Raw genomic sequence first — 18,956 nt, forward strand, 5'->3', positions numbered from 1 at the left:
GGACTCTGGACCTGCTGTACCGTTCAACGTCCTGTCCACATGATCCGATGACGCGAGCAGCACGACGTAATGTAACTCGCCGTAACACGTACCGCCCAGCATCTTCCACACTATTTGATCGGCCAGGTCTGCTAACGCCGGCGTACGAAATGCAAGCCGTCAATTACCGGGAGCGCGTCTTCCCGGGCGTCCCTGGGGAAGGAGGCGAGCGTCCTGAATCCGCATGGAAACTACGTGCAGGCCGGAGCACCAGCACGAGGGGTACTGGTGCCATTCGCACAATGTGATTTACGCCTGTTGATTTGGCGGCACAATCCCGAATTTCCTCATCTGACGGTAAACCGTGGCGCGGCAGATGTTCAATTCAGTCGATACGGCGGTGATGTTCCATTTGTTCTGACGCAGGGACATCAGAAGGCGTCGACCCTCCGCCTCGAGTTCCGGCGCAAGGCCGTGGAGAAGCGCCGAGCCTGCTGAGCCGGCCGAGGTTGACGGCAGCAGGATGGTTGCATCAGGGCTGGCCATGTCCGTCAATTCCTTCGGCAGATGCTCGGGCAAGATCTGATCGTTGTCCGCGACTGCTACCGCATATCGCAACACGTTGCGAAGCTGGCGGGCATTGCCGGGCCAGGGGAACTGCAACAGCAGCTGCAATGCGTCGTCCGAAAGCTGTACGGTGGTGTCAAGCGCCACCGCCTCCTCGTGCAGCATCTTCTCGATCAGATACTGACGGTCCGCGCGGTCGCGCAGCGGTGGCAGGTGCAAGGTTGCGCCACACAGGCGGTAATACAAATCTTCGCGGAATTTCCCTTCGCTGATGAGATTGCGCAGGTCCCTGTGGGACGCGGCCACAACGGTCAGGTCAAGCGGAATGGCCTTCTCTGCGCCGAGCGGGACCACCTCCCGCTCGGACAGCACGCGCAGCAGGCGCGTCTGCAGATGCAGCGGCATGTCGCCGATCTCATCCAGAAAAAGTGTGCCTCCATCGGACTGCAGGATCAAACCCTTCATTCCCTTGTTGCGGCCACCTGTGAAGGTGCCGGGGGAGTAGCCGAACAGTTCGCTCTCGATCAGCGATTCCGGGATCGCCGCGCAATTGACGGCGATGAACGGCATCCTGGCGCGCGAGCTGGACTCATGCAGGGCCTTCGCCAGGACCTCCTTGCCGGTACCGGTCTCACCATGGATCAGGATATTGAGCCGGCGATTCACCAGGCGCTTAGCCTGATCCAGCAAGCGCTGCATCGGGAGATCTTCGCCTGCCAGCCGGTCAAGCGCGGGATAGGCACGTTCTGCCGATACCGCGGTCGTGATGCGGCTCGCGCTTGAACGTTGCGGATGAACCACCGAGATGTAGAACGAGCGGCTCGATCCGGAAGTGATCAGGGAACGCTCTCCACCGTGGCTCGAACGCGCCACGCGCCATATGTCGCTGACCGACTTGCCAAACAGGTCGTCCAGGGTTTGACCGACCGGTTCATTCGCGGAAGAAGCGTGTCGCGTACTTGCGAAGAGATGGCGCGCACCGGTATTGGCACCGACGATGACGCCTTCTTCATTGAACGCGAGCATGGCATCGCCGCTCACGTCCACCAATTCCCAGGTCGTGCCCAGGCGCAAGATCCAGGCATGACGGAAATGCCGCAGGAAGTTGGCATCCTCGATCATCTGTGCATACATCGAGGTCAGGTGTACGGCCAGAAGCTGGCTCTCTTTTCCGGACGGCGACTGCAACGCAGACATGTCGAGCACCGCGAGGAATTTTCCCTCGGGATCGAACAGCGGAGCGGAGGTGCAGGTGAGCCCGATGTGCGCCACGTCGAAGTGTTCGTCCTGATGGCAGGTGATCGGTTTCTGTTCGACCAGGCAGGTGCCGACTGCGCAGGTCCCTGCATAGGTTTCATTCCAGTCCGCGCCAAGATAGAGGCCGGCGGATTTGAGTTCGGGCGCGGCCGTATCCGATCCGATGTAATCCACGGTGACACCTTGCGCATCGCTCAGCAAGAGCACATAGCCTGAGCCAGAGATCCGCTTGTACATCTGCTCCATGCCCGCGCGCGCGACACGCAGGAATTCCTCGATCTGCTCCTGGTGTTCGCGCAGCTTTTGCGAGGGCACGATGCGTGCGCTTCGGCGCTGCGCGGGATCAAGCCCGTAGTCTTTTATGCATCGCTTCCAGGATCGGCGGATCAGGTCGTTGCAGGTGCTCTCATCGCCGATAGTGCCGCCGTCCACAACGGTCAGCACGCGGTCAATATGCTGAATATGGGCAGCCTTGTTCATGATGTGTCTCCTCGTGGTGGCCGAGTTTTCTGCCGCCTCCGGGCGGGCAATTTGTAGCGATATTATTCCGCTGATTCAATCCAAATTGCCAGAGATTTCTTAAGATGTTGAGCAATAGCGGCACGCGATGCTCACATGGCAACGCTGCTGTCTTCATGCGATTACGCCTGTGCTACAGGTGTCGCATGACGCCCGCTGGTGCGACAGTTGTTGTCGACCACAGCGACAGTTGTACCGGTCAAGTCCCGATCATCCGGCCCGATTTCGTCGCCTGATACCGTCGTCCGATGTGCCCCCGCGCGACATCCCCCTTGCAAATACAAGCGTGTGCACTCGTTTTCGCGTTTTGCGCATGACCGCCATCGCGCTTTGTGATTTGGCACGCTTGTTGCGAAGTGGTAAGTGCTTCCAGCGATATGACAACGTGGGTGCGCACGCAATCACACACCGATCATTTGAAAGCATGTCCGCCGATCGTGCTGGTCCTTGGTCGGCACTTTACAACTACACAGGAGAATCCATGAGCAGGATAGACAAAAACGGTGAGGGGGAAGACACGGTATCGACGATGCGACTGGTCGACAAGGCACGGCGTATCAGCCGGCGCGGTTTCTTGAAGGGCAGCGGCATGGCGTCCATTGGCATCACGGTCATGCCCGCCACAGCCTTGCTGACGAGTTCAGGCGACGCCTTTGCCGAATCGTTGACCACCCTCGGACCTGATGCGGCGAAGGACTTGCTGAAGATGGCGCGCGATATCTTCCCGCATGACAAGTTGGCAGAAAAGTACTACATGCACGCGATCGAGCCATACGACGCAGCGGCGAAAGACCCGGCCACGAAAAAGCTGCTGGCCGACGGCATCACCTTGCTCAATGCGACCGCACAGCGGATGCACGGGGCAGCGTATGTCCGTATTCCGGAAGAGGAAAAGCGGGTGGCGGTATTGAAGGCCATTGAGACCTCACCATTCTTTCAGAAGATACGCGGCGACCTGGTGACCCGGATTTACGACAACAAGGAACTCTACTCCTTCTTTGGCTATGAAGGATCGTCATGGGAAAAGGGCGGTTACGCGAAGCGCGGTTTCAACGACATCGACTGGCTGTAGCAAGACCCGATAACCCATACAAGAAGCAATGTTCAAGGAGAATTAACAATGGCAGTCAAATACAGTTTGAATGATGACGACGTGGTCGTCGTCATCGGTACCGGCGCCGGCGGCGGAACGCTCGCGAACGAACTGGCGCAGCGCGGTGCAAAGGTCGTCATGCTGGAGGCGGGCAAGCATTTCACACAGGCCGATTTCGAGAATGACGAATGGGCGATGTTCAACAAGATTTCCTGGCTGGACAAGCGTATTTCCGCAGGTGGATGGCATCACACCAAGACCTATCCGAACCTGCCCGCATGGATCGTGAAGGGCGTTGGCGGATCGACCATCCATTTTTCCGGCGTCGCATTGCGGTTTCAGTCGCATGACTTTCAAACGCGGACGATCTATGGTCAGGTAGAGGGCGCGAACGTACTGGACTGGCCGATCAGCTATGCGGATCTCGAACCCTACTACGATAAGGCCGAGATCAAGATGGGGGTCGCCGGAAGCAAGGCGAGCGGCATGCCTCCCATGCCGGAAAACAATCACTACAAGGTGATGGCTGCCGGTGCACGCAAGATCGGTTACAAGAAGATCGTCCGCCCGGTGGCATCGAACAGCAAGCCCAATGACGGCCGGCCTGCGTGCCAGCAAATCGGCTTCTGCATGCAAGGTTGCAAGATTGGCGCGAAGTGGTCGACCTTGTACACCGAGGTGCCGAAGGCGATCGCGACCAACCGGGCCGAACTGCGTCCGCAGGCGATGGTATTGAAGATCGAGCATGACCAGTCGGGGAAGGCAAGCGGCGTTCTCTACGTTGACGCCAACGGCAACAAGCAGCTGCAGAAAGCGCGTATCGTCTGCGTCGCCGGCAACTCCATCGAGTCGCCGCGTCTGCTGCTGAACTCGGCCTCAAGCATGTTTCCCAACGGGCTGGCGAACTCGTCCGGCCAGGTGGGCAGGAACTACATGAACCACTCGACGGCAGCCGCGATGGCGATCCATCGTAAGCCGGTCTACATGTATCGTGGTTTCGACATCGGTGCCGTGGTGGCAGATGAAGTAGCGCTCGATACCAGCCGCGGCTTCAATGGCGGTTATTACCTTGAAGGACTGGCGCTCGGCTTGCCTTATGCGGCGGCATTCCTCAAGCCGGGAGGGTGGGGCAGGGACGTTACTTCCGCGCTGGAGATGTACGACCACATGAGCTGCGTGTGGGTGTGCGGCGAAGACATGGCGCGCGAACAGAACAGCATCACCCTGCATCCGACGGAGCGCGACCAGTACGGCTTGCCGATTCCGATCGTGACCAAGACCTATCATGCAAACGACGATGCGATCGCGGCGCACGGGCTGAGGCAGTTCCGCAAGCTGTCGGAGGCAGTGGGAGCCACGCGCGTCATCGACATGCCACCCTACCCGGCCAGCCATAACATGGGCACCAACCGCATGAGCGCTAATGCACGCGATGGCGTCGTGAACAAGTGGGGGCAAGCGCACGATATCAAGAACCTGTTCATTTCCGACGGCAGCCAGTTCACGTCGAGCTCTGCGGCCAATCCGACCTTGACGATCGTTGCCCTGGCAATTCGCCAGGCGGAATATATCGCGGGTGCCATGCAACGCCAGGAAATCTAGCTCTGCTGTCGCTTCACGCGGCGGTCATCTCCTGCGGCATCTTCGGATGCCGTTTTTTCTTTTGCATTGCGCTGGCAGCAGCGCAAGCAAGCACCATGCAGCAACGAAAGAGCGCTGCAGCGAAAGGGCGCAGCAATGAAAGAGGGAAGCTGGAAGGGTGAGGTGCTGGAGAAGATGTGCCCGACCGTTTTTCAGTCGGGCACGTACGAGCTGAATGGCTAGACGAGCAGTTCGTCGGCTTCGCTGTTTTGTATCAGGCGGTTGCCGAAGCTGAAAACGCGGCTGTCCGGCGACGTGGAAGAGCGGATCGTTTCCTGCAGGTGGCGCCGCAGTCCGATCGCCACCTCGGGCAATGTCGGCTCCCAGCCGAGTTCCTCGGCGCAGGACGTGGTGCGCAAGGCCAGCAGGTCGGCGTCACCCGCCGGCTTGCCGACCGCGCGACACAAGTCTGGCCAGTCCGGCCGGCTGAGCAGCAGGCCAGCCGCGACCAGTACGCCGGTGCGACGCCGCACCTGCGCCAGCCCGACAATCTTTTTGCCATTGGCGACCACTTCCCAGGGCGAGAGTCCGCCGTAACATGCCCACTGCAAGGATGAGCCTGCATCGCGTTCTTGTGCGGATTTTGCCTGTTCCGGCGTCACTGCGTGCGCATCAATGCCCAGGTCGCGCAAGACCGCCGCGAATCCTTCACCGATCTGGCGGTAACCGGTTAGAGCGCCGCCGAGGGCAAACGGATGCGTCACCGGCACGATGACCGATACGCTCAGCATCCACGGGCCGACCAGGACGGCGCCGCCACCCGCCTGGCGGCCGGCCAGTGGCATGCCCGCACGATGCGCCGCATCGACCGCACTGACCAGGCCGCTTTGCGAACAGCCGAGCACGACGCCCGGCGCTTCGTAGGCCCAGAAGCGAACCTGCGGCTCGGACACCGGCACGGATAACTGTTGCCGGTTCCACGCCTGCTCCTCATGAGGTGAGGCGATCAGCGAGATCGGGATCAGTTCCGACATCAGAGATCCTCACATGAGGCCAGCCTCTGCTTCAGTTCAGTCAGAAAGACTGCCGCCGGATAGCCGTCCACGGCCCTGTGGTCGAATACCAGGGTCATGCCCATCATCGGCGCCACCACGACTGCTCCGGACTTGACCACCGGCTTGTCGATGGTCCTGCTGACGCCAAGAATGCCAACTTGCGGCGGATTGATGATCGGCGCGAAACTGTCGATCCCCGTCATGCCGAGGTTGGTCAAGGTGAAGGTCCCGCGCTGCAGCGTATTTGGCGCAAGGCTGCCGGCCCGCGCGGCACCCGCCAGCGCGGCGGACTCCTGGGCCAGCGCCGTTAGCGATTTCTGCTCGGCATTGCGAATCACGGGTGCCATCAGGCCATTCTCGACGCTGACGGCAAGAGCGAGATTGATCTCGTCCACCAGTTCTACCTCGTTTTCCCTGAGCAGCGCATTCATGCGGGAATGGTCACGCAGTGTCAGCGCCAGCGCACGCAGGATATAAGCAGTCAGCGTCACCTTTGCCGTGTTGCCCAGTGTGGCCTGCAACTCTGCGCGCCGGCGCTCGCATTGCGTCATGTCCACTTCCGCCGTCATCGAGACGCGCGGAGCCTGCCAGCCTTGTGTCATGTTCCTGGCAATGGCGCCGCGCAGCCCAGTAAGAGGAATGCGCTTGCGCTCCGGCGCAGCAGTGCCGGCTTGCGTTGCATGTGGTTCAGCCATGTTCACGCCTCCAGCAGGATCAAGGCTTGCCCGCGTCCGAAGGTTTCCTGCTTCCCCACCTTGATCGTTTTCACGATGCCGGCAGAAGGTGCAGCAATTTCATGGCTGGTCTTGACCAGTTCCACCACGCCAAGGGTTTGTCCCGCCTCAACGCGGTCGCCCTCGGCCACCATCCATTCATCCACCAGGGCTTCCGTGCCTTCTTCGACATCGGCCCAGGCACTATCCATCAAAGTTACTTCAATCACGCTTTTCCCCTTTACGCTTTTACGATGTCGATATCCAGTTGTGCCTTGACCGCATTCACGATGCCCTCGACCTGCGGAATCACAAACTGCTCGAGTGGGCGGCTGTACGGGATCGGCACGTCAGGCACGGCAAGGCGACGCACCGGCGACTTGAGATGAACCGAGTCGAGATTCTCCGCGACGATGGCGGCAATTTCTCCGCTCAGGCCGAAGCTGAGGTAATCCTCGTCGGCCACCAGCAGGCGGCCGGTTTTTGCCACCGACTTCAGCACGGTTTCACGGTCGAGCGGCACCAGCGTACGCAGGTCGATGATCTCGGCACTGATGCCTTCGGCTGCCAGTTTTTCCGCTGCCAGGATCGATTTCTGCACCATCTGGCTCAGCGTCACGATGGTGATGTCGCTGCCTTCCCGTACCACCCTGGCCTTGCCAAAGGGAATGGTGTACTGGTCTTCTGGCACGAAGGTCGTGCTGCCCTCGAAGTACGACATCCAGGACAAGCCCATGATGCCCTTGTGATAAAAGTACACGACCGGATTGTCATCGCGAATTGCCTCGGTCATCAGGCCTTTGGCGTCGTACGCGTTGGACGGCACGACCACCTTGAGGCCAGGCATGTGGGCGAATGTCGAATACAGGCACTGCGAGTGCTGTGCAGCATCGTTGTAGCCGCCGCCGATGCCGGTCATGACCACGGCGGGAAGTCGCATATTGCCGCCTGCCATATAGGTGTTCTTGGCGAGGTGGTTATAGATCTGGTCAAAGCACACGCCGAAGAAATCGACGAACATCAGCTCGGCGATCGGGCGCAGACCTTCTGCTGCCGCGCCGATCGCGGCACCCATGAAGCCCGTTTCGGAAATCGGGGTATCCATGATGCGGTCCTTGCCGAACTTATCGAGCAAGCCGCTGGTCGCGCTGAATATGCCACCGTATTTGCCGATATCTTCACCCATCGCAAAGACGTTCGGATCGCGTTCCATTTCCTGCCCAATTGCTTCGGCAATGGCCTGTGCCATGGTCAGTACCCTGGCCTTGTTTTCGGTCGTCATTTACTCCACTCCTTAGTATTCGATCACAGTTGTAATGAATGTCGCTCTTATTCGGCGAATACATGCATCAGTGCTTCAGCAGGCTCCGGATACGGACTATTGCGGCTGAATTCGTACGCAGCCTGTACCCGCAGGCTCACGACGTCGCGCAGGCTCTTGTCAAGCGCGTCGTTCAGCACGCCGAGCTGGCGCAGCGTCTCGCCGAGAAGCTTGATCGGATCGTGTTCGCGCAGGCGATTCACTTCTCCTTTCGGGCGGTAGGTTTCAGGGTCGCCCTGGAAGTGGCCGAAGTAGCGATCTGTCTTCACTTCGATCAGCGTGGGACCGTCGCCGCGCCGCGCGCGCGCCACTGCTTCCCCGGCAGCCTTGAACACCTCGATCGCACTGTTGCGCTCGACCAGTACGCCCGGCATGCCGTAGCCTGCGGCGCGATCCGCATTCGAGGCGATCGCCGTGGATTCGGACTTCTCGACCGAGATGCCGTACTTGTTGTCTTCGCAGACGAAGATCACCGGCAGGCGCCATAGAGCGGCAAGATTGAGCGCTTCATGGAAAGCGCCCTGATTGGCCGCGCCCTCGCCGAAGAACGCGACAGCGACCCAGTCCTTGCCCAGCTTCTTGGCAGCCAGGGCCGCACCGCATGCCTGCGGACCGCCGGCACCCACGATGCCGCTGCAGCTGAATTTATTGGCGGGATCGAACAGGTGCATGTGTCCCCCCTTGCCGCGTCCCAGCCCAGTGGCCTTGCCAAACATTTCTGCGGTCATCGGATTCAGCGGCACGTTCTTGGCAATCGCAAAGTGATGGGGGCGGTGTGAGCCGACCACGGTGTCTTCCTTGCGAAGGTGGGCGCACACGCCGACGGCGACCGGTTCCTGGCCGGCTGAAAGATGCATTTCCCCTGGCACCGGGCCGCCGCCGATGTCGAACGCGAGGCCTTTCTGGATCTTCGGCGGCAGCTTGCCTTCCAGGTAGACCTTCGCCATCGTTTCTTCGTATTCGCGAATCTCCACCATTTTTTCGTACATCCACAACAGCTGTTCAGATGTCGGTTCCATAAATCGAACTCTCCTTTGCGTTATCGAATTGAATTCAGGCTTCTCAGGATCAGCGCATGCGACGCGTGCACCGTGTGCGCTGATCCGATGGCAGGAGAGCATTACGCAAGTTCGGTGCCATCGCCTGGAATTCACGTTCGAGCGCCATTTACTGTGCGGTGTACGTGCCTGACGTGCCGTGTTCGGTGTGCAGTGGATATCGAAAGTTGTCGCATCAGGCGCTACATCTGTTTAAACAGAGCGACACCTGTGATGCCTGCACTGTGATGTCTGCACAGGCTGCATGGCACACAACAGCAATGATGCCCAGTGGCACGGCCTTTGCGTGGAGCTGCCGGTAGCCAGGGCCGAGATGCAAGCCACGGCAGACTGACTACAGGAGGGTGTCGATTCCGGCTGCGCCGCGGCCGGTCGAGGTGAATGAATGTTTAACGAGAGAGACAGAACGATGAAAATGAAAATTGCCGCCTGCGTACGGACCCTGGCGATCGCACTACCGGGCCTGTTCGTGCTTCACCACTCCGCATATGCCGATGCGGGCGAGGGTACCGTTGAAGAGGGAAAGAATCTTTATCAGGCTACCTGCGCGATGTGCCATGGCACCGAGCTGAACGCATCCGGAGGCATCCCTGACCTTCGCAAGACGATGCTTGATGACGACGCGTTCCAGCAGGTGGTGCGCGAAGGGCGATCGGGAACCATCATGCCGCCGATGAAGCATGCGTTAAGCGACGAAGAGATTCGCAAGATCAGAACATATGTCAGGAGCGCCGCGAAAGGATAAGCAGGATAGGCCAGGCGCCGTCCTGTGGAGAATCAAAGCCGGGGCAGTCGGGGCCTGATCAGTGCGGCGAGCCGGTCAAAGGAGGGACCGATCAGTTCGCTCGGCACGCAGGCGTACCCCAGTATGAGGCCGCGTTTCGCACGTTCCGGCTTCATGTAGTAGCCCGACAGCGGGCGCGCAATGATGCCGTGTTCCTGTGCCTCCCGGCACAGCGCGGCATCGTCGCATCCGTCGGGCAGGACGAGCGCCATGTGCAGGCCGGCGTCGTCCCCGGAAATCGGCAGCGCATCGCCGAAATTGCGCCGGATCGCTTCGCGAAGCAGTTGCTGGCGCTCGGCATACAACACGCGCATGCGCCTGATGTGCGAGGCGAAATGTCCTTCGCCCATGAAATCCGCCAGCACCGCCTGCACAAATAGCTGGCCGCAGCGATACAGATCGGATAGTCCGGTGGCGAACGCGTCGGCCAGCGTCGGCGGCACGACGATGAAGCCGACCCGCAGGCCGGGGAACAGCGTCTTGCTGAACGAGCCGAGGTACAGCACCCGATCATGCGTGTCCATGCCCTGCAGCGAGGCCAGGGGGCGGCTCGCGTAGCGGAATTCGCTGTCGTAATCGTCTTCCACGATCCAGACGTTGTGCTTCTCGGCGTATTCGAGCAGCATGCGTCGCCGCGACAGGCTCATCACCTGGCCGAGCGGATACTGGTGCGAGGGCGAGACGTAGATGAAGCGTGGCGGGTGGCGAAGGTCGGCATTGCCAGGACTGATTCCTTCGGCATCGACGGCAATCGGCACCGGCTTCAGGTTGAGTGATGTCAGCACGTTGCGCGTGCCCCAGTAGCAGGGGTCTTCCACCCACGCGCGGTCTCCGACGTCGGCAAGCAGCCTGGACGCAAGGTCGATCGACTGATGGATGCCGGACGTGACGATGACCTGTTCCGCAGTGCAATTGACCGACCGCGCCACGCGCAGGTACTCGGCGATTGCTTCGCGCAAGGGCAGGTAGCCACCGCCGTGGCCGTAGGTCAGCATCTCGGGCCGGGAGCGGCGCCAGTGCTTGTTCTGCAGGCGGCTCCACACCTTGTTGGGAAAGGCGCTGACGTCCGGCACGCCGGGCATGAACGCCCCCCATTGGAAGCGGTATGCGCCAGCGTGCCTGACTAGCTCTGCCCCGCGCTCAGACAGGCCAATGCTGCCGGTTTTTCTCGGGCGAAGGGTGCCCCCATCGGCTGCATCCGGGATCTGGTCCGGAACAGTGTCGGCAATGAAGGTGCCTGCGCCCTTGCGGGTTTCGAGGTAGCCCTCCGCCATCAGCTGTTCATAGGCGTAGGTGACGGTGTTGCGGGCGATGTCGAGTTCGCGCGCGAGGTCGCGCGAGGAGGGGAGCTGCAGGCCGACGGGCATCACGCGATCCAGAATTGCTTCGCGAACGACCTGGTAGAGCTGCCGGTTCATGGGCTTGCCACAGTTGCGATCGATGCGTTGCAGCAGGAAATCGGTGAGGGAGGCGACCCGCAAAGTGGCTCCATCGAATAATTCAAAGTGGATCTACAGTGTAGCACCAAATCGGCCTTAGTATCTGCTCCATAACACGAACATACATGGAGCAGAAATGAGGAACGCCGATCTTCAAAAGCGCAAGGACATCGCCACTCCGCGTGGCGTCGGGGTGATGTGTCAGTTCTATGCCGACCGCGCCTCCAACGCCGAAATCTGGGATGTGGAGAATCGCCGCTACATCGACTTCGCAGCCGGCATCGCCGTGCTCAACACCGGTCACCGCCACCCGAAGCTGATGCAGGCGATCGAGCAGCAGCTCGGCCGCTTTACCCACACCGCCTACCAAGTCGTGCCCTACGAAAGCTATGTCGAACTGGCCGAGCGCATCAACGCGATCACGCCAGGTAGCCATGCCAAAAAGACAGCGTTGTTTTCCACCGGTGCCGAAGCCGTCGAAAACGCAATCAAGATCGCCCGCGCCGCCACCGGCCGCTCCGCGGTGATCGCTTTCACCGGCGGCTTCCACGGCCGCACCATGATGGGCATGGCGCTGACCGGCAAAGTGATGCCCTACAAGGTCGGCTTCGGGCCGTTCCCGGGCGAGGTTTATCACGCGCCGTTCCCGGTCGTCGCCCACGGCGTCAGCACGGAAGACTCCCTGGCAGCGCTCCAATATCTGTTCAAGGCCGATGTCGATCCGAAGCGCGTTGCCGCTGTCATCCTCGAGCCCGTGCAGGGCGAGGGCGGTTTCTATCCGGCGCCCGTGGAGTTCATGCGCGCGCTGCGCGAGCTGTGCGACCAGCACGGCATCCTGCTGATTGCCGACGAGGTGCAGACCGGCTTTGCGCGCACCGGCAAGCTGTTTGCGATGGAACACTATGGCGTGATTCCTGACTTGATGACGATGGCCAAGAGCCTGGCCGGCGGCATGCCACTCTCTGCAGTGTGCGGCCGCGCCGAGATCATGGACGCGCCGGCACCGGGCGGCCTGGGCGGCACCTATGCCGGCAATCCGCTGGCAGTTGCCTCCGCACTGGCTGTGCTGGACGTCATCCAGGAAGAGAAGCTGGTCGAGCGCGCCGAGCGCCTGGGCGCGCAATTGAAAGAAAAGCTCCATGGACTGCGCAAGAAGGTGCCGCAGATTGCCGACGTGCGCGGACTGGGCGCGATGGTCGCCGTCGAGTTCACGCAGCCCGGCACCAGCCAGGCCGATGCCGATTTTGCAAGGAAGGTGCAGGCGCGCGCGCTGGAAAAGGGTTTACTGCTGCTGATCTGCGGCGTATATAGCAATGTCATTCGCTTCTTGTTCCCGCTCACCATTGGTGATGACGTCATGGACGAAGCGCTGACCATCCTGGAAGCGGCATTGCTTGAGGCTTGAGACGTTGCAAAGCCGGAGCGGCAATGTACCGCTTCCGGCCGAAATAGAGGGGACACACCGTGACACACACAGAAAAGCGCGAGACGCTGGTTGAATTCCGCGGCGTCAAGAAGACCTATGACGGCGAACACCTTGTCGTCAAGAACCTCGACCTCAACATCGAGCGCGGCGAATTCCTGACGCTGCTTGGCCCGTCCGGCTCGGGCAAGACGACTTGCCTGATGATGCTGGCCGGTTTCGAATTTCCGACCGGCGGCGAGATTCGCCTCGACGGACAGTTGCTCAACAAAGTGCCGCCGCACAAGCGCAACATCGGCATGGTGTTCCAGAACTACGCGTTGTTCCCGCACATGACCGTGGCGCAGAACGTCGCCTATCCGCTGACCGTACGCGGCATCGACAGCAGCACGCGTGCCGCGAAAGTGAAGCAGGCGCTGGACATGGTACAGATGGGGAAGTTCGGCGATCGCTATGCCGCGCAACTGTCTGGCGGCCAGCAGCAGCGTATCGCTCTGGCGCGTGCACTCGTCTTCGAGCCGAAGCTGGTATTGATGGATGAACCCCTCGGCGCGCTTGACAAGCAGTTACGCGAGCACATGCAGCTCGAACTGAAGGCATTGCACCAGCGGCTCGGCCTCACCTTTGTCTACGTCACGCATGACCAGAGCGAGGCGCTCACCATGTCGGACCGCGTCGCGGTCTTTGATCAGGGCGTGATCCAGCAGCTCGCCGTGGTCGACGAACTCTATGAATATCCCCAGAACCAGTTCGTCGCCGGTTTCATCGGAGACAACAACCGCCTGACCGGCACCGTCGCAGACGTGGCTGGCGGACAGTGCGCGATGCGCCTGCCGGACGGCGCGCTGCTCCACGGCCTGAACATCAACGCGGCGCAGGCAGGCCAGCCTGTTACCGCCTGCGTGCGCCCCGAGCGCATTCAGTTGCGAAATGCCCATGAGGCGGCGCCGAACACCTTGCGCGCCACCGTATCCGACCTGATCTATTTCGGCGACCACGTTCGTGTGCGTTGCGCATTGCCGAAGCAGGAGGATTGCTTCGTCAAGATCGCGCTCAACGACAAGGCCTTGCCGGACCTCCAGACTGGCATGCCGGTCTGGCTGGGCATCGAGCCAGAGCGCCTACGGATTTTCAATTAAGAGTGCCTGTCACCTTCCTTCCATGCAGGAAGAACAGCGCGCACAGGTCATTTTGCACAGATAGTTAGCAGTACCGGATGACGCCTCCAAAAATAAGGAGCGCATCGTGGAGCGCAGGGCTGGTCGATCCAAAGCTCCAACCATTCCATTTCAACCACAATACGAGAGAAGGAGTACAAATGAACCAAGTACACAAACCTATCCTGCTGGCGATCCTGCTGGCAGCCGGGTCGGCCCACGCCGGCGAAATGACGATGGTGAACTTCGGCGGCGCCAACGGCCTGGCGCAGAAGGCGGCCTATGTCGAGCCGTTCCAGAAGTCCAGCGGCAACAAGGTGACCGTGGTCGAATACAACGGTGAAATGGCAAAGCTCAAGGCGATGGTCGAGACCAGGAAAGTGAGCTGGGACCTGGTGGAGCTCGAATCCGGCGAAATCGGCCGTGCCTGCGATGAAGGGCTCCTGGAAAAGATCGACATCAACAAGATCGGCAAGAAGGCAGACTTCATGCCGGCCGCCGTCCATGAATGCGGCCTCGGCGCATTCGTCTGGTCCACCGTGCTCGGCTACAACGCCGACAAGCTCAAGTCACCGCCGACAAGCTGGGCAGACTTCTGGGACGTGAAGAAATTCCCCGGCAAGCGCGGCCTGCGCAAGGGGGCCCGCTTCAACCTGGAATTCGCGCTGATGGCCGATGGCGTGGCGCCGAAGGATGTGTACAACGTGCTGTCCACCAAAGCCGGCGTCGATCGCGCCTTCAAGAAGCTGGATGATCTGAAGAACAACATCCAGTGGTGGGAAGCCGGCGCGCAGCCGCCGCAATTCCTGGTTGCCGGCGATGTGGTGATGTCTTCCGTGTACAACGGACGTATCGACGCTGCCCAGCGCGAAGGGAAGAACCTCGCCATTTCCTGGAACGGCTCGATCTACGATCTGGATTATTGGGTCATTCCGAAGGGCGCAAAGAACAAGGACGTCGCGGAGAAATTCATCGCTTACTCCAGCACTCCGGAAGCGCAGCACGTCTATGCGACCAAGATCGCCTACGGTCCGGTCAACAACTATGCATTCAAGCGCATGGATGCAAAGCTGCTGTCGCAACTGCCGACATCGGTCGCGAATGCCAAGACAGCGGTGCAGGCCAACCTGGCCTTCTGGGCCGACCACGGTGAAGAGCTGGAACAGCGCTTTGCCGCCTGGGCCGCAAAGTAAGACCGTCTCTCTCCCCGTCCGGGCGGGCCGACCCTGCCTGCCCGGAACGGCTTGATGCCGTATCGCCATCCGCCATGCGGCATCACCTTTCATTCTGATTGTTATTGCGATATGACTACTTCCGCAATCGCCCCGGCCATCGATCTGTCCATCGCCGAACCGTCGAGTGCGCAGTTGAAGCGCGAGTTGCACCGGGCGCAACTACGCAAGCGCATGGCCGCCATTGCACTCATCGCGCCGCTGATGATCTTCCTGCTGATTGTCTTCGTCGCGCCGATCGTGATCCTGCTCAAGCGCGCGGTGGAAAACCCGGAAGTCGCCGATACGCTGCCCAATACCGTGGTGGCGCTCAAGGATTGGAAGCGCAACGGTACGCCACCGGATGCCGCCTATGTCGCGCTTGCCACCGACCTCACTGCCGCACGTGAGCGCAACGTCGCCGGCGTGCTGGCGCGCCGCATCAATAGCGAGCTGCCCGGCGCACGATCGGCCATCATGAAAACCGCTCACGCCATGCCGCTTGCGGGCGTGGATGGTCAGCCGCTGACAGCGCGGCAGACCCGGCAAGCGATCATTGAGATCGACTCGAAATGGGGCCAGCCGGAATTCTGGCAAGTGATCGCCAAGAACAGTTCACGCTACTCTCCCTACTATCTGCTCGCCGCGCTCGACCTCCGCCAGGATGGCACGGGCAACATTGTTCGCGTTGACGCAGACCAATCGGCCTACCAGCAGATTTTCGTGCGCACCTTCGTCATCAGCCTGGCTGTGACCTTGTGCTGCCTGGTGCTCGGCTATCCGCTGGCGTACTGGCTGTCGACCATGCCGGAACGCCGCGCCAACCTGTTCATGATCCTCGTGCTCATCCCGTTCTGGACGTCGATCCTGGTACGCGTTGCGGCATGGATGGTGCTGCTCCAGTCAGAAGGCCTGGTCAATAAGACCCTGATGGCGCTGCATCTGACCAATGCACCGCTGGAACTGCTGTTCAATCGCACCGGCATCTACATTTCAATGACCCACATTCTGCTGCCCTTCATGATCCTGCCGCTGTACAGCGTGATGAAGGCAATTCCGCCGACCTACATGCGCGCCGCCGTCTCGCTCGGCAGCCATCCGTTCGCGGCGTTCTGGCGCGTCTATGTGCCGCAGACCTATCCCGGCGTAGGTGCCGGTGCGCTGCTGGTGTTCATCCTCGCACTCGGCTACTACATCACGCCCGCGCTGCTGGGCGGCACCAACGAACAGATGGTCAGTTACTACGTCGCTTACTTCATCAACGTGACGATCAACTGGGGCATGGCCTGTGCCTTGGGAGCGCTCCTGTTCGTCGCGGCGCTGCTGCTATACAGCGTGTACCGCCGCTTCGCGAAGATGGACGTGAGCATGGGATGACGTAACTCCCCCGCCTGCCTGCGGGGAGTTGGAAAGGAAAAACATGAAACGCATACTGCCGACATTTGCACCCTATCAGTCGCTCAGCGAGCGCGCCTGGTTCTTCACGCTGCGCGGCCTGAACCTGCTGACGCTGCTGTTCCTGATCCTGCCTATCCTGGTCATCATCCCGCTGTCCTTTGCCGACAGCACTTTTCTCTCTTATCCGATCCCGGGACTTTCACTGCGCTGGTATGTGGAACTGTTCAAATCGGACGATTGGGTACGTGCCGCGCAGAACAGTTTCATCGTCGCACCGGCCGCCACGCTGCTGGCAACCGTGCTGGGCACGCTGGCAGCAGTCGGACTGAACAAGGCGGAGTTCCGCGGCAAATCGCTGGTGATGGCGGTGCTGATCTCGCCGATGATCGTGCCGGTGGTGGTGGTCGGCGTCGGCATCTACATCTTCTTCGCGGACATCGGCCTGTCCGAGACCTATCTCGGCCTGATCCTTGCACATGCGGCGCTGGGCGCACCCTTTGTCGTGACCACCGTGTCAGCTACGCTGCAGGGCTTCAACCATAACCTGGTGCGCGCCAGCCTGAGCCTCGGGGCCGGGCCGTTGCGCACTTTTTTCCGGATCACCCTGCCGGTGATCGCGCCGGGCCTGATCTCGGGCGCCTTGTTCGCGTTCGCGACCTCGTTCGACGAAGTCGTCATCACACTGTTCGTGGCCGGGCCCAGCCAGTCGACCTTGCCGCGCCAGATGTTCGCCGGCATCCGCGAAAACATCAGCCCGGCGATCGCCGCGCTGGCAACCATCCTCATCGTGTTCTCGACCTTCCTGCTGCTCGTGCTGGAATGGCTGCGCAGGCGCAACAAGGCCGCGGCCAAATATTAAGGAGCAATACCATGCTGCAACTGAAAGATCCCTCGCTGCTGCGCCAGCAGGCCTACATCAACGGGAAATGGTGCGACGCCGACAGCGGCAAGAGCTTCCCCGTCACCAATCCCGCCACCGGAGAAACCATCGGCAGCGTGCCGGACATGGGCGCCGATGAAACGCGCCGCGCGATCGCCGCTGCCAACGAAGCATGGCGCGGATGGCGCGCGAAGACGGCGAAGGAGCGCAGCGCCATCCTGCGCAAGTGGAACGACCTGATGCTTGCCAATGCCGACGATCTGGCGATGATCATGACGGTGGAGCAGGGCAAGCCGCTGACGGAAGCACGAGGCGAGATCGCCTATGCGGCATCGTTCATCGAATGGTTCGCCGAGGAGGCCAAGCGCGTGTCTGGCGATACTCTGCAGTCGCCGTGGGCGGATCGTCGGCTTGTCGTGACGAAGGAGCCGATCGGTGTCTGCGCCGCCATCACGCCCTGGAACTTCCCGGCCGCGATGATCACGCGCAAGGTCGGTCCGGCGCTGGCGGCCGGATGTCCCATCATCGTCAAGCCGGCGGAAGGCACACCGTTTTCCGCGCTGGCGATGGCGGTCCTGGCCGAGCGCGCAGGCGTGCCCGCCGGCGTGTTTTCCGTCGTCACTGGCGACGCGCGTGCCATCGGTGGTGAAATGACTGCCAACCCGATCGTGCGCAAACTCAGCTTTACCGGCTCGACCGAAGTAGGTCGCCTGCTGATGCAGCAATCCGCTCCAACCATCAAGAAACTCTCGCTGGAACTCGGCGGCAATGCACCGTTCATCGTCTTCGACGACGCCGACCTCGATGCCGCCGTGGAAGGCGCTATCGTCTCGAAATACCGCAATGCCGGTCAGACCTGTGTCTGCGCCAACCGGCTGTATGTGCAAGACGGCGTGTATGACGCCTTTGCCGAAAAACTGGTCAGTGCGGTACGCAAGCTGAAAGTGGGCAACGGCCTCGAGCCCGGCGTCACGCAAGGTCCGCTGATCGATGGCGACGCGGTGGCCAAGGTCGAGCAGCACATCGCGGATGCGGTGGAGAAGGGCGGTCGCATCCTGACCGGCGGCAGGCGCCATGCGCTCGGCCATACCTTTTTCGAGCCGACCGTCATCGCTGACGTCACTCCCGCCATGAAGGTGGCGAAGGAAGAAACCTTCGGCCCGCTGGCACCATTGTTCCGTTTCAAGACGGACGCCGAGGCGATTGCGATGGCCAACGACACCGAGTTCGGACTGGCCGCGTATTTCTACGCACGCGATGTCGGACGCGTGTGGCGCGTGGCGGAAGCCCTGGAAAGCGGCATGGTCGGCATCAACACCGGGCTGATCTCCAACGAAGTGGCGCCTTTCGGCGGCGTCAAGCAGTCCGGCCTCGGGCGTGAAGGCTCGAAGTACGGCATGGACGACTATCTGGTGATCAAGTACCTCTGTCTCGGCGGTATTTGATCCACACCGGCCGCGCGGCTCTGATTCCGTCTGCCTGACGCCGCGCCGGCAAACCTATCGCGAAATCCTTCAACAG

Annotated in this window: 16 protein-coding genes; 9 read left to right on the forward strand and 7 right to left on the reverse strand. The window is 61.0% G+C overall.

Annotated features, from left to right (window positions below):
- Positions 1–288: 288 nt before the first annotated feature.
- Positions 289–2,283, reverse strand: coding sequence for a sigma-54-dependent Fis family transcriptional regulator (locus VJ698_RS01210; protein ID WP_324100821.1), 1,995 nt, complete (start codon positions 2,281–2,283; stop codon positions 289–291).
- 520 nt (positions 2,284–2,803) lie between these two features.
- Here VJ698_RS01210 and VJ698_RS01215 point away from each other — a divergent pair.
- A complete protein-coding gene (locus VJ698_RS01215; protein WP_324100822.1) occupies positions 2,804–3,394 on the forward strand; it encodes a twin-arginine translocation signal domain-containing protein in 591 nt (196 codons plus the stop codon).
- A gap of 48 nt (positions 3,395–3,442) precedes the next feature.
- Entirely contained in the window at positions 3,443–5,017 is a 1,575-nt protein-coding gene (locus tag VJ698_RS01220) for a GMC family oxidoreductase (RefSeq protein WP_324100823.1), read from the forward strand.
- 218 nt (positions 5,018–5,235) lie between these two features.
- Here VJ698_RS01220 and VJ698_RS01225 read toward each other — a convergent pair whose 3' ends face one another.
- Genes VJ698_RS01225 through VJ698_RS01245 form a run of 5 tightly spaced genes read right to left on the reverse strand, consistent with a single transcriptional unit; the run spans position 5,236 to position 9,104 of the window.
- Positions 5,236–6,030, reverse strand: coding sequence for a lipoate--protein ligase family protein (locus tag VJ698_RS01225; protein ID WP_324100824.1), 795 nt, complete (start codon positions 6,028–6,030; stop codon positions 5,236–5,238).
- Complete coding sequence (locus VJ698_RS01230) at positions 6,030–6,746, reverse strand: 2-oxo acid dehydrogenase subunit E2 (protein WP_324100825.1); 717 nt, start codon at positions 6,744–6,746, stop codon at positions 6,030–6,032. Before VJ698_RS01230 ends, VJ698_RS01225 begins: the two co-directional genes overlap by 1 nt.
- A gap of 2 nt (positions 6,747–6,748) precedes the next feature.
- Positions 6,749–6,994 (reverse strand): lipoyl domain-containing protein, encoded by a 246-nt coding sequence (locus VJ698_RS01235; RefSeq protein WP_324100826.1) that lies wholly within the window; start codon positions 6,992–6,994, stop codon positions 6,749–6,751.
- 11 nt (positions 6,995–7,005) lie between these two features.
- Positions 7,006–8,046: an alpha-ketoacid dehydrogenase subunit beta gene (locus VJ698_RS01240; RefSeq protein ID WP_324100827.1), complete on the reverse strand. Its 1,041-nt coding sequence runs from the start codon at positions 8,044–8,046 to the stop codon at positions 7,006–7,008.
- 47 nt (positions 8,047–8,093) lie between these two features.
- Positions 8,094–9,104 (reverse strand): thiamine pyrophosphate-dependent dehydrogenase E1 component subunit alpha, encoded by a 1,011-nt coding sequence (locus tag VJ698_RS01245; protein ID WP_324100828.1) that lies wholly within the window; start codon positions 9,102–9,104, stop codon positions 8,094–8,096.
- Between the two features lie 448 nt (positions 9,105–9,552).
- Here VJ698_RS01245 and VJ698_RS01250 point away from each other — a divergent pair, with 448 nt between their 5' ends.
- Positions 9,553–9,888 (forward strand): c-type cytochrome, encoded by a 336-nt coding sequence (locus tag VJ698_RS01250; RefSeq protein WP_324100829.1) that lies wholly within the window; start codon positions 9,553–9,555, stop codon positions 9,886–9,888.
- Positions 9,889–9,920: 32 nt separating this feature from the next.
- Here the strand turns inward: VJ698_RS01250 and VJ698_RS01255 are convergent, their stop codons facing one another.
- Entirely contained in the window at positions 9,921–11,408 is a 1,488-nt protein-coding gene (locus VJ698_RS01255) for a PLP-dependent aminotransferase family protein (RefSeq protein ID WP_324100830.1), read from the reverse strand.
- Between the two features lie 94 nt (positions 11,409–11,502).
- On the opposite strand from VJ698_RS01255, the gene VJ698_RS01260 reads away from it, so the two are divergent.
- The 6 genes from VJ698_RS01260 (at position 11,503) to gabD (ending at position 18,880) form a co-directional block, all read left to right on the forward strand.
- Positions 11,503–12,771: a 4-aminobutyrate--2-oxoglutarate transaminase gene (locus VJ698_RS01260; protein WP_324100831.1), complete on the forward strand. Its 1,269-nt coding sequence runs from the start codon at positions 11,503–11,505 to the stop codon at positions 12,769–12,771.
- A gap of 59 nt (positions 12,772–12,830) precedes the next feature.
- Complete coding sequence (locus tag VJ698_RS01265) at positions 12,831–13,928, forward strand: ABC transporter ATP-binding protein (protein ID WP_324100832.1); 1,098 nt, start codon at positions 12,831–12,833, stop codon at positions 13,926–13,928.
- Positions 13,929–14,107: 179 nt separating this feature from the next.
- The gene (locus tag VJ698_RS01270) at positions 14,108–15,139 is read left to right on the forward strand and encodes an ABC transporter substrate-binding protein (protein WP_324100833.1); all 1,032 of its coding nucleotides are present in this window, start codon (positions 14,108–14,110) and stop codon (positions 15,137–15,139) included.
- A gap of 111 nt (positions 15,140–15,250) precedes the next feature.
- On the forward strand, positions 15,251–16,534 hold the full coding sequence (locus tag VJ698_RS01275; RefSeq protein ID WP_324100834.1) for an ABC transporter permease: 1,284 nt from the start codon (positions 15,251–15,253) through the stop codon (positions 16,532–16,534).
- A 43-nt stretch (positions 16,535–16,577) separates the two neighbouring features.
- Positions 16,578–17,414: an ABC transporter permease gene (locus VJ698_RS01280; protein WP_324100835.1), complete on the forward strand. Its 837-nt coding sequence runs from the start codon at positions 16,578–16,580 to the stop codon at positions 17,412–17,414.
- An 11-nt stretch (positions 17,415–17,425) separates the two neighbouring features.
- Positions 17,426–18,880, forward strand: a complete 1,455-nt coding sequence (gene gabD / locus VJ698_RS01285) for an NADP-dependent succinate-semialdehyde dehydrogenase (protein WP_324100836.1) — start codon at positions 17,426–17,428, stop codon at positions 18,878–18,880.
- Positions 18,881–18,956 lie beyond the last annotated feature (76 nt).

Source organism: Noviherbaspirillum sp. (assembly GCF_035254685.1).
Lineage (GTDB): Bacteria > Pseudomonadota > Gammaproteobacteria > Burkholderiales > Burkholderiaceae_D > Noviherbaspirillum.

Coding starts and splice junctions, on each gene's coding strand:
- VJ698_RS01250 (WP_324100829.1), top strand. CDS start 9,553: ATGAAAATGAAAATTGCCGCCTGCGTACGGACCCTGGCGATCGCACTA.
- VJ698_RS01215 (WP_324100822.1), top strand. CDS start 2,804: ATGAGCAGGATAGACAAAAACGGTGAGGGGGAAGACACGGTATCGACG.
- VJ698_RS01275 (WP_324100834.1), top strand. CDS start 15,251: ATGACTACTTCCGCAATCGCCCCGGCCATCGATCTGTCCATCGCCGAA.
- VJ698_RS01270 (WP_324100833.1), top strand. CDS start 14,108: ATGAACCAAGTACACAAACCTATCCTGCTGGCGATCCTGCTGGCAGCC.
- VJ698_RS01230 (WP_324100825.1), bottom strand. CDS start 6,746: ATGGCTGAACCACATGCAACGCAAGCCGGCACTGCTGCGCCGGAGCGC.
- VJ698_RS01280 (WP_324100835.1), top strand. CDS start 16,578: ATGAAACGCATACTGCCGACATTTGCACCCTATCAGTCGCTCAGCGAG.
- VJ698_RS01260 (WP_324100831.1), top strand. CDS start 11,503: ATGAGGAACGCCGATCTTCAAAAGCGCAAGGACATCGCCACTCCGCGT.
- VJ698_RS01220 (WP_324100823.1), top strand. CDS start 3,443: ATGGCAGTCAAATACAGTTTGAATGATGACGACGTGGTCGTCGTCATC.
- VJ698_RS01240 (WP_324100827.1), bottom strand. CDS start 8,046: ATGACGACCGAAAACAAGGCCAGGGTACTGACCATGGCACAGGCCATT.
- VJ698_RS01245 (WP_324100828.1), bottom strand. CDS start 9,104: ATGGAACCGACATCTGAACAGCTGTTGTGGATGTACGAAAAAATGGTG.
- gabD (WP_324100836.1), top strand. CDS start 17,426: ATGCTGCAACTGAAAGATCCCTCGCTGCTGCGCCAGCAGGCCTACATC.
- VJ698_RS01210 (WP_324100821.1), bottom strand. CDS start 2,283: ATGAACAAGGCTGCCCATATTCAGCATATTGACCGCGTGCTGACCGTT.
- VJ698_RS01225 (WP_324100824.1), bottom strand. CDS start 6,030: ATGTCGGAACTGATCCCGATCTCGCTGATCGCCTCACCTCATGAGGAG.